This window comes from Streptomyces sp. NPDC007863 (assembly GCF_040633895.1).
Classification (GTDB): Bacteria; Actinomycetota; Actinomycetes; order Streptomycetales; family Streptomycetaceae; genus Streptomyces.
The window spans coordinates 84,623-97,967 of sequence record NZ_JBEYEI010000004.1 but is presented as its reverse complement, the minus strand read 5'-3'; the positions used below and the strand labels follow the sequence as shown (position 1 = coordinate 97,967).

Annotated in this window: 9 protein-coding genes; 7 read left to right on the top strand and 2 right to left on the bottom strand. The window is 72.9% G+C overall.

Annotated elements, in window-relative coordinates; genetic code table 11:
- Nucleotides 1-2 precede the first annotated feature (2 nt).
- Nucleotides 3-974, bottom strand: coding sequence for an LLM class flavin-dependent oxidoreductase (locus ABZ621_RS07720; protein WP_360601760.1), 972 nt, complete (start codon nt 972-974; stop codon nt 3-5).
- A gap of 153 nt (nt 975-1,127) precedes the next feature.
- Between ABZ621_RS07720 and ftsY the strand changes: the two genes are divergently transcribed.
- Nucleotides 1,128-2,354 carry a signal recognition particle-docking protein FtsY gene (gene ftsY, locus ABZ621_RS07715; protein WP_360601758.1) on the top strand — a complete coding sequence of 409 codons (1,227 nt, stop codon included), beginning with the start codon at nt 1,128-1,130 and terminating at the stop codon, nt 2,352-2,354.
- Between the two features lie 72 nt (nt 2,355-2,426).
- Here ftsY and ABZ621_RS07710 read toward each other — a convergent pair whose 3' ends face one another.
- Nucleotides 2,427-3,080, bottom strand: coding sequence for a bifunctional DNA primase/polymerase (locus tag ABZ621_RS07710; protein WP_360601756.1), 654 nt, complete (start codon nt 3,078-3,080; stop codon nt 2,427-2,429).
- Nucleotides 3,081-3,518: 438 nt separating this feature from the next.
- On the opposite strand from ABZ621_RS07710, the gene ABZ621_RS07705 reads away from it, so the two are divergent.
- The 6 genes from ABZ621_RS07705 to ftsH all read left to right on the top strand — a co-directional run bounded on the left by ABZ621_RS07705 (nt 3,519) and on the right by ftsH (nt 13,327).
- The gene (locus ABZ621_RS07705; protein ID WP_360601754.1) at nt 3,519-4,991 is read left to right on the top strand and encodes a hypothetical protein; all 1,473 of its coding nucleotides are present in this window, start codon (nt 3,519-3,521) and stop codon (nt 4,989-4,991) included.
- 367 nt (nt 4,992-5,358) lie between these two features.
- Nucleotides 5,359-6,705: an ammonium transporter gene (locus ABZ621_RS07700; RefSeq protein WP_360601752.1), complete on the top strand. Its 1,347-nt coding sequence runs from the start codon at nt 5,359-5,361 to the stop codon at nt 6,703-6,705.
- Nucleotides 6,702-7,040 (top strand): P-II family nitrogen regulator, encoded by a 339-nt coding sequence (locus ABZ621_RS07695; RefSeq protein ID WP_015036464.1) that lies wholly within the window; start codon nt 6,702-6,704, stop codon nt 7,038-7,040. The genes ABZ621_RS07700 and ABZ621_RS07695 overlap by 4 nt, the downstream gene beginning before the upstream one ends.
- A gap of 72 nt (nt 7,041-7,112) precedes the next feature.
- Entirely contained in the window at nt 7,113-9,566 is a 2,454-nt protein-coding gene (locus ABZ621_RS07690; protein WP_360601750.1) for a [protein-PII] uridylyltransferase, read from the top strand.
- Nucleotides 9,567-9,669: 103 nt separating this feature from the next.
- A complete protein-coding gene (ffh, locus tag ABZ621_RS07685; RefSeq protein ID WP_360601748.1) occupies nt 9,670-11,223 on the top strand; it encodes a signal recognition particle protein in 1,554 nt (517 codons plus the stop codon).
- A gap of 142 nt (nt 11,224-11,365) precedes the next feature.
- Nucleotides 11,366-13,327: an ATP-dependent zinc metalloprotease FtsH gene (ftsH, locus tag ABZ621_RS07680; protein ID WP_360601746.1), complete on the top strand. Its 1,962-nt coding sequence runs from the start codon at nt 11,366-11,368 to the stop codon at nt 13,325-13,327.
- Nucleotides 13,328-13,345: the final 18 nt, after the last annotated feature.

Sequence of the window (13,345 nt, the reverse complement as noted above, 5' to 3'; positions counted from 1 at the left end):
GGTCACCCCCGCAGGCGGGGCAGCACCTCGTCGCAGAACAGGCGCAGGCTCCGCCACCCCTCCTCCACCGGCATCCCCCCGCACAGCGGATGCAGCACCAGGCTCTCCAGGCCGAGCCCCGCGCACTCCTCGGGCGTCACCACCCGGTACACGCCCTCCGCCCGCAGCTCGGCCACGCTCGCCGCCGTCGACCGCACCGCCGAGCGGATGTCCTTCGACTGCCAGGAGGCGTAGGTCCGCGCCTCGTGCAGGAAGTGCTCCCCGTACTCCGCCCAGACCCGGTCCGGGTCCTCCGCCACGTGCAGCAGCGGGGTCACCGGCCCCGGCATCATCGTCCAGCCCTCGGTGCCGTACTCCGCGCACCGCTGCCGGTAGTACGTCTCCAGCTCCGGCAGGTGCGCGGAGGGGAAGAACGGCAGCCCGAGCCGGGCCGCCCGCCGCGCCGCCGCCTTCGAGGAGCCCCCGACGAGCAGCAGCGGGTGCGGCCGCGTGAAGGGCCGCGGGGTGACCCGTACCGTACGGCCCCGGTACGTGAAGGGCTCGCCCGTCCAGGCGGCGACCAGGGTCTCCAGGAGCTCGTCCTGGAGCTTCCCGCGCCGCCCCCAGTCGACCCCGCGCTCCTCGTACTCCTCCGGGCGGTAGCCGATCCCCGCCACCGTCACCAGCCGGCCCCGGCCGATCAGGTCGAGCACCGCGATCTCCTCCGCGAGCCGCAGCGGGTCGTGGAGCGGGCCGATGATCGCGGAGACGGTGACCGCGATCCGGCGGGTGGCGCCGAAGACCGCGCCGGCGAAGACGAAGGGGGAGGGGAGCCAGTTGTTCTCCACCCCGTGGTGCTCCTCGGTCTGCACGGTGTCCACCCCGTGTCCGTCGGCGTAGGCCGCCATCTCCAGGGCGGCGCGGTACCGCTCCGCGAGGGACTCGGGGGTGGCGCCCGGGTCGACCAGGTTGAACCGTACGACGCTGAAGGCCATGGGGGTCCCCTCCGCGGGTGGGCTGCCGGCGAGGGGGCGACCTTAGCTGACGGCATGTCAGATGAGAACGGTCCCGGCACCCCCGGGCACCCGCGACCCACGCTGCGTACGTACGGCGTCACCGGGCGGGTCGTGTCCGATACTGGACGGGTTATGGAACTCATCCTTGCTGTAGTCATCGCTCTGGTCGTCGCGGTCGCCGTGACCAGCGGGCTCGTGATCAGCGGTCGCAAGAAGAAGCAGCTGCCGCCGGCCGAACCGCCGTCCACCACGCCGACCATCACCGCTCCGCCCGCCGAGCCGCACGTCGGCGACGAGGCGGAGACGCCGCGGGAAGAACCACGCCGCACCGTCGAGGAGGTCGGCCTCCCGACCGCCGAGGCCCCGGAGGCCCCCGAGGCCGAGGCCCCGGCCGTCGAGGAGCCCGAGGCCCCCGCCGCGCCCGAGATCGAGGTGCCCGAGCCCACCGCCGGTCGCCTCGTCCGTCTCCGGGCCCGGCTCGCCCGCTCCCAGAACTCGCTGGGCAAGGGCCTGCTGACCCTGCTCTCCCGCGAGCACCTCGACGAGGACACCTGGGAGGAGATCGAGGAGACCCTCCTCACCGCCGACGTCGGCGTCGCCCCCACCCAGGAACTGGTCGAGCGGCTCCGCGAGCGCGTCAAGGTGCTCGGCACCCGCACCCCCGACGAGCTGCGCGGCCTGCTCCGCGAGGAGCTGATCGCCCTCCTCGGCGACTACGACCGCACCGTCCACACCGAGAGCCCCGAGGACGTCCCCGGCGTCGTCATGGTCGTCGGCGTCAACGGCACCGGCAAGACCACCACCACCGGCAAGCTCGCCCGCGTCCTCGTCGCCGACGGCAAGTCGGTCGTCCTCGGCGCCGCCGACACCTTCCGCGCCGCCGCCGCCGACCAGCTCCAGACCTGGGGCGACCGGGTCGGCGCCCGCACCGTCCGCGGCCCCGAGGGCGGCGACCCGGCCTCGATCGCGTACGACGCGGTCAAGGAGGGCATCGCCGAGAAGGCCGACGTCGTCCTCGTCGACACCGCCGGCCGCCTGCACACCAAGACCGGCCTCATGGACGAGCTCGGCAAGGTCAAGCGCGTCGTCGAGAAGCACGGCCCGCTCGACGAGATCCTCCTCGTCCTCGACGCCACCACCGGCCAGAACGGCCTCATCCAGGCCCGCGTCTTCGCCGAGGTCGTCGACATCACCGGCATCGTCCTGACCAAGCTCGACGGCACCGCCAAGGGCGGCATCGTCGTCGCCGTCCAGCGCGAGCTGGGCGTCCCGGTCAAGCTCGTCGGCCTCGGCGAGGGCCCCGACGACCTGGCCCCCTTCGAGCCGGCCGCCTTCGTCGACGCCCTCATCGGCGACTGACCCGCACCGGCCGCACGGAAGGGCCCCCGCTCCGTCCCGGAGCGGGGGCCCTCGTCGTACCCCGCCGGACGGCTAGCCGTGCGTCCGGTGGCACATGTACGCCAGCGTGCCGAGCAGCAGCCGGGCCTGCGGCGGCGCCCCCGCCGTGTCCAGCGTCGGCGGCCGCAGCCAGCGCACCGGACCGAGCCCGCCCAGCTGCGACGGGGGAGCGGTGATGTGACTGCCGGGGCCCAGACAGTGCAGATCCAGATCCGCGTCGTCCCAGCCCATCCGGTACAGCAGCCGCGGCAGGTCCTCCGCCGCGCCCGGCGCGACGAAGAACTGCGCCCGGCCGGTCGGCGTCGCGCAGACCGGGCCCAGCGGCAGCCCCATCCGCTCCATCCGGACCAGCGCCCGCCGGCCCGCCGCCTCGGCCACGTCGATCACGTCGAAGGCGCGGCCCACCGGCAGCAGCAGCGCCGCCCCCGGGTACTCCGACCACGCCTTGGCCGCGTCGTCGAGGCCCGCGCCCGCCGGGACGGGCGGCGCGAAGGAGAGAGGATGCGCGCCCGGGGCCGTGCATGCCCGGTCGCCGCAGGAGCACTGGCCGCCCGCGGCCCGCGCGCCGGGCTGGACGTCCCAGCCCCAGAGTCCGGTGTACTCGGCCACCGCTGTGCACTCGGTGGTGCGTGCGCGGCGGCGTGAGCCGGTCCGCATCTCACGAATGCCGCCGATCGTGAAGCCCATGCCCCCTCCAACGGGTCGGACGCGCCGGTGGTTACGAGCCGGAAGACCCCCGTCACGTTCGGTGACGCCGCGCCCGGGATGCGTGGCCCAGGGTGGCGCACGGTCTCGTACGGGGTGGTGCGCACGGTGGCGCGCGCCTCTTCGCGCTTCCGTCCGCCGACTCCGGTCCGTCGCATGTCAAGTGAATCGCGTGCGGCCCCCGGCGAGTTCATTCGAAGGGGTGGCGAATGGTGGCGTTTCTTGTCACGCCCTCACGGGAGGGGTGATCGTAGGATTACTTTCGGTACCCGAAGCCCGGAGGGGCGTACGCGGGTGGGTATGCCGGAGGCAAGCCGGTTTCCCGTTCGAAGGAGTCGGAACACCGAGCGGGGAGCCGCGGGACGCGGCATTCTGATAGGGGTTCGCACGACAGGCAATCAGGTGGATGGGGGCGTTCCAGTGGGCGGCAACGGCACAGACGGTACGACTGCCGGCAAGCGCCCCAACGAGCGGCTCGGCTCGTGGTTCGTGCGCAGCGGCTGGTCCAAGGGCGAGCTGGCCCGTCAGGTCAACCGCAGGGCCCGCCAGATGGGCGCCCACCACATCTCCACCGACACCTCCCGCGTGCGCCGCTGGCTCGACGGCGAACAGCCCCGCGAGCCCATCCCGAGAATCCTCTCCGAGCTGTTCTCCGAGCGCTTCGGCTCCGTCGTCGCCATCGAGGACCTCGGCCTGCGCACCGCCCACCAGACGCCCTCCGTCTCCGGCGTCGACCTGCCCTGGGCCGGACCGCAGACCGTCTCCCTGCTCAGCGAGTTCTCCCGCAGCGACCTGATGCTCGCCCGGCGCGGCTTCCTCGGCTCCTCGCTCCAGCTCGCCGCGGGACCCGCCCTCATCGAGCCCATGCAGCGCTGGCTGGTCCCCACCCCCGTCGGCGAAGCGGCCCCGTCCGAGCAGACGCCCGGCGGCCGCCCCCGCCGGCTCTCCGACATCGAGCTCGACCTCCTCGAATCCACCACCGCCATGTTCCGCAAGTGGGACGCCCAGTGCGGCGGCGGACTGCGCCGCAAGGCCGTCGTCGGCCAGCTCCACGAGGTCACCGACCTCCTCCAGGAGGCCCAGCCGGCCGCCACGGCCAAGCGCCTCTTCACCGTCGCCGCCGAACTCGCCGAACTCGCCGGGTGGATGAGCTACGACGTGGGCCTCCAGCCCACCGCCCAGAAGTACTTCGTCCTCGCCCTGCACGCCGCCAAGGAGGCCGGTGACAAGCCGCTCGGCTCGTACATCCTCTCCTCCATGAGCCGGCAGATGATCCACCTCGGCCGCCCCGACGACGCCCTCGAACTCATCCACCTGGCCCAGTACGGCAGCCGGGACTGCGCCACCCCCCGCACCCAGGCCATGCTGTATGCGATGGAGGCCCGCGCCTACGCCAACATGGGTCAGCCCTCCAAGTGCAAGCGGGCCGTCCGGATGGCCGAGGACACCTTCGCCGACGCTACCTTCGAAGGCGGCCCCGAGCCCGACTGGATCCGCTTCTTCACCGAGGCCGAGCTCAACGGCGAGAACTCCCACTCCTACCGCGACCTCGCCTACGTCGCCGGACGCTCCCCGAGCTACGCCTCGCTGGCCGAGCCCGTCATGGAGCGGGCCGTCGAACTCTTCGAGAAGGACCCCGACCACCAGCGCTCGTACGCCCTCAACCTCATCGGCATGGCCACCGTCCACCTGCTCAAGCGCGAACCCGAGCAGTCCGTCGTCCTCGCCGAGAAGGCCCTCGGGGTCGCCCGCTCCATCCGCTCCGAGCGGGTCAACAACCGGCTCCGCAAGACCGTCGACACCGCCGCCCGCGACTTCGGCGACGTCGCCGAGGTCGTCGACCTCACCGACCGGCTCACCCTGCTGCTGCCCGAGTCCGCCGAGGCCGTCTGACCCGTACCGCCCGCTCCCGAGAGCCCCACGACCCCGGCCGCGCCGGACGTCCCGTACTGCCCGACTCGGCTCCCCCGCCGCACAGGACACACGGACTCCGACGCGGCCGGTCCGCGTCCCGGACGCCCCTGGGGGCTGTCCGACCCGCCCGGCACCGCCCGGAGAGTACGCCCGTTACTTCCCCGTGACCCGGGTGTTCACGGTCACGTAACACACCCCCGTCCTTCGTCACTGCGCCGAAACATCGAGCGGCATCGTCGGAAACCGCGCTGCGCGAATCTCTGGGCCATCACCGGCCACCCCTCAGGCCGCCGCTCACCGCCGGCCCCGCCCCGCACAGGCCGCATCCGACGACGAGGAGACGCCGATGGCACCAGCCATCACGACCCTGGCAGCAGACGCCCCCGAGCTGTCCGCCGCCAACACCGGGTTCATGCTCATCTGCTCCGCCCTGGTCATGCTGATGACCCCGGCCCTGGCCTTCTTCTACGGAGGCATGGTCCGCGTCAAGTCCACCCTCAACATGCTGATGATGAGCTTCATCAGCCTCGGGATCGTCACGGTCCTGTGGGTGCTCTACGGCTTCAGCGTCGCCTTCGGCACCGACTCCGGCGGTCTCGTCGGCTGGTCCTCCGACTACCTGGGCCTCAGCGGCATCGGCGTCACCGAGCTCTGGGACGGCTACACCATCCCGGTGTACGTCTTCGCCGTCTTCCAGCTCATGTTCGCCATCCTCACCCCCGCCCTGATCAGCGGCGCCCTCGCCGACCGGGTCAAGTTCACCGCCTGGGCCCTCTTCATCACCCTCTGGGTCACCGTCGTCTACTTCCCCGTCGCCCACTGGGTCTGGGGCGCGGGCGGCTGGCTCTTCGAGATGGGCGTCATCGACTTCGCCGGCGGTACGGCGGTCCACATCAACGCCGGCGCCGCGGCCCTCGGCGTCATCCTCGTCATCGGCAAGCGCGTCGGCTTCAAGAAGGACCCGATGCGCCCGCACAGCCTCCCGCTGGTCATGCTCGGCGCGGGCCTCCTCTGGTTCGGCTGGTTCGGCTTCAACGCCGGCTCGTGGCTGGGCAACGACGACGGCGTCGGCGCCGTGATGTTCGTCAACACCCAGGTCGCCACCGGCGCCGCCATGCTCGCCTGGCTCGCCTACGAGAAGCTCCGCCACGGCTCCTTCACCACTCTCGGCGCGGCCTCCGGCGCCGTCGCCGGCCTCGTCGCCATCACCCCCGCCGGCGGCTCCTGCTCCCCGCTCGGCGCCATCGCCATCGGCGCCATCGCCGGTCTCGTCTGCGCCATGGCCGTCGGCCTCAAGTACAAGTTCGGCTACGACGACTCCCTCGACGTCGTCGGCGTCCACCTCGTCGGCGGTGTCCTCGGCTCCCTCCTCGTCGGCTTCTTCGCCACCGGCGGCGTCCAGTCCGACGCCAAGGGCCTCTTCTACGGCGGCGGCCTGGAGCAGCTCGGCAAGCAGGCCGTCGGCGTCTTCGCCGTCCTCGCCTACTCTCTGGTCGTCTCCGCGATCCTCGCCCTGATCATCGACAAGACCATGGGCATGCGGGTCAGCGAGGACGACGAGGTCTCCGGCGTCGACCAGGTCGAGCACGCCGAGACCGCCTACGACTTCAGCGGAGCCGGCGGCGGCGCCTCCGGGCGCACCACCGCCGTCGCCGCGCCGGTTGTCACGGAGAACAAGAAGGTGGACGCATGAAGCTCATCACCGCGGTCGTGAAGCCGCACCGGCTCGACGAGATCAAGGAGGCCCTCCAGGCCTTCGGGGTCCACGGCCTCACCGTCACCGAGGCCAGCGGGTACGGACGCCAGCGCGGTCACACCGAGGTCTACCGCGGTGCCGAGTACACCGTCGACCTCGTCCCCAAGATCCGCATCGAGGTCCTGGTCGAGGACGAGGACGCCGAACAGCTCATCGACGTCGTCGTGAAGGCGGCCCGCACCGGCAAGATCGGTGACGGAAAGGTCTGGAGCGTCCCCGTCGAGACCGCCGTCCGTGTCCGCACGGGCGAACGCGGACCCGACGCGCTCTAGCAGCACGGCCCGGCGGACCCACCGGTCCGCCGGGCCGTTCCCGCAGCCCCATCCGCGAAGAAGGAGCCGCCGGTGACCACCCTCGAACCGCAGGACGCCGCCGAAGAGCAGGGACCGGGAGGGTACGCGGCGGCCCGGCTGCGGCTCCTCCAGGAGAAGGCGCCGTCCGGGCCGGAGCGCCGCACCGCCCTCGCCCGCCTCACCGACGGCTGGCTCGCCGGACTCTTCGCCGCCGCCGCACCGCCCCAGGGGGTCGCCCTCGTCGCGGTCGGCGGCTACGGCCGTTCCGAACTCTCCCCGCGCAGCGACCTCGACCTCCTCCTGCTCCACGACGGCACCGCCCCCAAGGAGGCGATCGCCGCCCTCGCCGACCGCCTCTGGTACCCGGTCTGGGACCTCGGACTCGCCCTCGACCACTCCGTCCGCACCCCCGCCCAGGCCCGTGCCACGGCCGCCGAGGACCTCAAGGTCCAGCTCGGCCTCCTCGACGCCCGCCCCCTCGCCGGGGACACCGCGCTCGCCGCCTCCCTGCGCTCCACCGTCCTCGCCGACTGGCGCAACCAGGCCGTCCGCCGCCTCCCCGAACTCGCCGAACTCTGCCGCGACCGCGCCGAACGCTCCGGCGAACTCCGCTTCCTCCTCGAACCCGACCTCAAGGAGGCCCGCGGCGGCCTCCGCGACGCCCAGGCCCTGCGCGCCGTCGCCGCCTCCTGGCTCGCCGACGCCCCCCGCGGCGGCCTCGACACCGCCCGCCGCCGCCTCCTCGACGCCCGCGACGCCCTCCACCTCGCCACCGGCCGCGCCACCGACCGGCTCGCCCTCCAGGAACAGGACGCCGTCGCCGAGGAACTCGGCCTCCTCGACGCCGACACCCTGCTCCGCGGCGTGTACGAGGCCGCCGGCGTCGTCACGTACGCCTCCGACGTCACCTGGCGCGAGGTCGGCCGCGTCCTCAAGGCCCGCTCCGCCCGGCCCCGGTTCCGCTCGCTCCTCGGCGGCCGGACCGGCCCCAAGGCGCCCGTCGAACGGACCCCGCTCGCCGAGGGCGTCGTCGAGATGGACGGGGAGGCCGTCCTCGCCCTCTCCGCGCGCCCCGAACGCGACCCGGCCCTCCCGCTGCGCGCCGCCGCCGCGGCCGCCCAGCACGGCCTGCCGCTCTCCCCGCACGCCGTCCGCAGGCTCGCCGCCACCGCCAAGGCCCTGCCCGTGCCGTGGCCCGCCGAGGCCCGCGAGGCCCTCGTCACCCTCCTCGGAGCCGGCGCCCCCGCCGTACCCGTCTGGGAGGCCCTGGAGGCCGAAGGGCTCGTCACCCGCCTGCTGCCCGACTGGGAGCGCGTCCGCCACCGCCCCCAGCGCAACCCCGTCCACACCTGGACCGTCGACCGCCACCTCGTCGAGACCGCCGTCCGCGCCGCCTCCCTCACCCGCCACGTCGGCCGCCCCGACCTCCTCCTCGTCGCCGCCCTCCTCCACGACATCGGCAAGGGCTGGCCCGGCGACCACTCGGTCGCCGGCGAGACCATCGCCCGCGACCTCGCCGCCCGCGTCGGCTTCGACCGCACCGACACGGCCACCGTCGCCACCCTCGTCCGTCACCACCTCCTCCTCGTCGAGACCGCCACCCGCCGCGACCTCGACGACCCCGCCACCGTGCAGTCGGTCGCCACCGCCGTCGGCACCGTCGGCACCCTCGAACTCCTCCACGCCCTCACCGAGGCCGACGCCCTCGCCACCGGACCCGCCGCCTGGTCCGCCTGGCGCGCCTCCCTCGTCGCCGACCTCGTCAAACGGGTCTCCGGCGTCCTCGCCGGCCAGCCCCTGCCCGACCCGGAGGCCGCCGCCCCCAGCGCCGAGCAGGAACGGCTCGCCGTCGAGGCGCTGCGCACCGGCGAACCCGCCCTCACCCTCCACACCCGCGACGAGCAGCCCCTCGACCCCGACGAACCCGAGCCCGTCGGCGTCGAACTCGTCATCGCCCTCCCCGACCAGCCCGGCGTCCTGCCCGCCGTCGCCGGCGTCCTCGCCCTCCACCGGCTCACCGTCCGCGCCGCCGACCTGCGCGCCGTGGACCTCCCCGCCGAACTCGGCACGGGTCCCGGCTCCGTCCTCGTCCTCGACTGGCGGGTCGCCGCCGAGTACGGCTCCCTGCCCCAGGGCCACCGGCTCCGCGCCGACCTGCTGCGCGCCCTCGACGGCTCCCTCGACATCCCCGCCCGGCTCGCCGAGCGCGAGGCCGCCTACCCGCGCCGCCGCGGCGTCCAGGCCCCGCCGCCCCGCGTCACCGTCGCCCCGGCCGACTCCCGCCTCGCCACCGTCCTGGAGGTCCGCGCCCAGGACGCCCCCGGCCTGCTCCACCGGATCGGCCGCGCCCTGGAGGGAGCGGCGGTACGGGTCCGCAGCGCCCACGTCTCCACGCTCGGCGCCAACGCCGTCGACACCCTGTACGTGACCCGCCCCGACGGCTCCCTCCTGCCGGACGAGGAGGCGATCGACCTGGCGCGGGCGCTGGAGGCGGCGCTGGCGTGACGAGGGCCTCGCCCGCCCAATCCGACGGGCAAGGCCAGGGGTGCCCCGGGGCCGGATACCCTGGGTGGCGACCATCCGCCCCGACCCGAGGATCGCGACCACCGTGTTCGATACGCTTTCCGACCGCCTCAGCGCGACTTTCAAGTCCCTCCGGGGCAAAGGCCGCCTCTCCGAGCAGGACATCGACAGCGCGGCCCGGGAAATCCGTATCGCCCTCCTCGAGGCCGACGTCGCCCTGCCGGTCGTCCGCGCGTTCATCAAGAACGTCAAGGAGCGGGCCCTCGGCGCCGAGGTCTCCAAGGCGCTGAACCCCTCGCAGCAGGTCATCAAGATCGTCAACGACGAGCTGATCTCGATCCTGGGCGGCGAGACCCGCCGGCTGCGGTTCGCCAAGACCGCGCCCACCGTGATCATGCTCGCCGGTCTCCAGGGTGCCGGTAAGACCACCCTCGCCGGAAAGCTCGGCCTCTGGCTGAAGGGGCAGGGCCACTCGCCGCTGCTCGTCGCCTGCGACCTCCAGCGCCCCAACGCCGTCAACCAGCTCTCGGTCGTCGCCGACCGCGCGGGCGTCGCCTTCTACGGCCCGCAGCCCGGCAACGGCGTCGGTGACCCGGTCCAGGTCGCCAAGGACTCGATCGAGTACGCCCGGTCGAAGATGTACGACATCGTCGTGGTCGACACCGCCGGCCGCCTCGGCATCGACCAGGAGCTGATGCAGCAGGCCGCGGACATCCGCGACGCCGTCAGCCCCGACGAGATCCTCTTCGTCGTCGACGCGATGATCGGTCAGGACGCGGTCAACACCGCCGAGGCCTTCCGCGACGGCGTCGGCTTCGACGGCGTCGTGCTCTCCAAGCTCGACGGCGACGCCCGCGGTGGTGCCGCGCTCTCCATCGCGCACGTCACCGGCAAGCAGATCATGTTCGCCTCCAACGGCGAGAAGCTGGACGAGTTCGACGCGTTCCACCCGGACCGCATGGCGTCCCGCATCCTCGGCATGGGCGACATGCTGTCGCTCATCGAGAAGGCCCAGCAGACCTTCGACGAGGAAGAGGCCGCCAAGATGGCCTCGAAGCTCGCGTCGAAGAAGGGCCAGGACTTCACCCTGGACGACTTCCTCGCCCAGATGGAGCAGGTCCGCAAGATGGGCTCCATCAGCAAGCTCCTCGGCATGCTGCCCGGCATGGGGCAGATGAAGGAGCAGATCGCCAACATCGACGAGCGGGACGTGGACCGTACCGCCGCCATCATCAAGTCGATGACCCCGGCCGAGCGCCAGGACCCGACCATCATCAACGGCTCCCGCCGCGCCCGTATCGCCAAGGGTTCCGGCGTCGAGGTCAGCGCCGTGAAGGGCCTGGTCGAGCGGTTCTTCGAGGCCCGCAAGATGATGTCCCGCATGGCCCAGGGCGGCGGCCTGCCCGGCATGCCCGGCATCCCGGGCATGGGCGGCGGCCCCGGCCGGCAGAAGAAGCAGGTCAAGCAGGCCAAGGGCAAGCGCAAGAGCGGCAACCCGATGAAGCGGAAGGCCGAGGAGCAGGCCGCCCAGGAGAAGCGGGAGCAGGCCCAGCAGGGCGGCGCCTTCGGGCTGCCGGGCGCCGGCCAGGGCCCGCAGGACTTCGAGCTGCCGGACGAGTTCAAGAAGTTCATGGGCTGACCCCCGTCGGCCGGAGGGGCCCGGGGCGGTTTCGTGTCACCGAAACCGCCCCGGGCCCCTTTTCGTCCGTCCGGACCACCCGGAATGCCCCCTTGATCCCGTTCTCCGATACTGGGGCCACAGCCGCCCCGAGGAGAGCGACGTGGCCAACCCCGTACCCCCGCGCGACCGGACCGACCAGCCCTGGCGCTCGGAAGGGGCGCCGCCGCCCCCGCCTCAGAAGAAGAAGATGCCCGGAGGCTGGGGCAGCCTCATCCTCACCGCGCTCGCCGTCTATCTGATCGCCAACCTCGTGCTGTCGTTCTTCAACGAGGGCGACGGGCCGACGATCTCGTACACCGAGTTCAGCAAGCAGGTCGCCGCCGGGAACGTCACCAAGATCTACTCCAAGGGCGACGCCATCCAGGGGCAGCTGAAGGACAAGCAGCCCGTGCCCGACGGCAAGGGCGACTACACCAAGTTCCAGACCCAGCGCCCGGCCTTCGCCGACGACGACCTGTGGGCGCAGCTGACCCAGCAGAAGGTCACCGTCACCGCCGAGCCCGTGGTGCAGGAACGTTCCTTCCTCGCCAATCTGCTGCTCTCCCTCGCCCCGATGCTCCTCCTCGTCCTCCTCTGGGTCTTCATCGCCCGCAGGATGAGCGCCGGCATGGGCGGAGCCGGCGGGATGCTCGGCCGCAAGCAGCCGCCGAAACCGGTCGAGGTGGAGGGCGGCAAGCGCACCACCTTCGCCGACGTCGCCGGCATCGACGAGGTCGAGGGCGAGCTCAACGACGTCGTCGACTTCCTGAAGAACCCGCAGGCCTACCGCGAGATGGGCGCCAAGATGCCCCGCGGCGTCCTCCTCGCGGGCCCGCCCGGCACCGGCAAGACCCTCCTCGCGCGGGCCGTCGCCGGCGAGGCCGGGGTGCCCTTCTTCTCGGCCTCCGCCTCCGAGTTCATCGAGATGATCGTCGGCGTCGGCGCCTCCCGCGTCCGCGAGCTCTTCGCCGAGGCCCGCAAGGTCGCCCCCGCGATCATCTTCATCGACGAGATCGACACCATCGGCCGGGCTCGCGGCGGCGGCTCCGGCATGGGCGGCCACGACGAGCGCGAACAGACCCTCAACCAGATCCTCACCGAGATGGACGGTTTCACCGGCTCCGAGGGCGTCATCGTCCTCGCCGCCACCAACCGCGCCGACGTCCTCGACCCCGCCCTCACCCGCCCCGGCCGCTTCGACCGGATCGTCCACGTCAACCCGCCCGACCGCGGCGGCCGCGAGGCCATCCTCAAGATCCACACCCGGCAGATCCCGCTCGCCAAGGACGTCGACCTGGAGCAGGTCGCCCGCACCACCCCCGGCATGACCGGCGCCGAACTCGCCAACCTCGCCAACGAGGCCGCCCTCCTCGCCGTCAAACGCGACCAGAGGGCCGTCACCCAGTCCGACCTCTCCGACGCCCTCGAGAAGGTCCAGCTCGGCGCCGAACGCCCCCTCGTCATGCCCGAGGAGGAACGCCGCCGCACCGCCTACCACGAGAGCGGCCACGCCCTCCTCGGCATGCTCCAGCCCGGCGCCGACCCCGTCCGCAAGATCACCATCGTGCCGCGCGGCCGCGCCCTCGGCGTCACGTTGTCCACACCCGACGCCGACAAGTACGCCTATACGGAGGAGTACCTGCGCGGCCGGATCATCGGCGCCCTCGGCGGCATGGCGGCCGAGCAGGTCGTCTTCGGCGTCATCACCACCGGCGCCGAGAGCGACCTGGAGCAGGTCACCAACATCGCCCGGGGCATGGTCGGCCGCTGGGGCATGAGCGAGACCGTCGGCCGGCTCACCGCCATCCCGAGCGACGCCCAGCAGGCGTACGGCCTCTCCGCCGCCCCCTCGACCCTCGACACCGTCGACGCCGAGATGCGCCGCATCGTCGACGAGTGCTACGAGGACGCCGTCCGCCTCCTGAACGAGAACCGCGACAAGCTCGACGCCCTCTCCGCCGCCCTCCTCGCCAACGAGACCCTGGAGGAGGACGCCGCCTACCGCGCGGCCGGCATCGCGCGCCCCGACCCGAACGCCCCCGAGCCCGGTGTGAGCCCCAACCCCGAGCGGCCGCCCGCCTGAGCCGGACCGCCTCCCGGG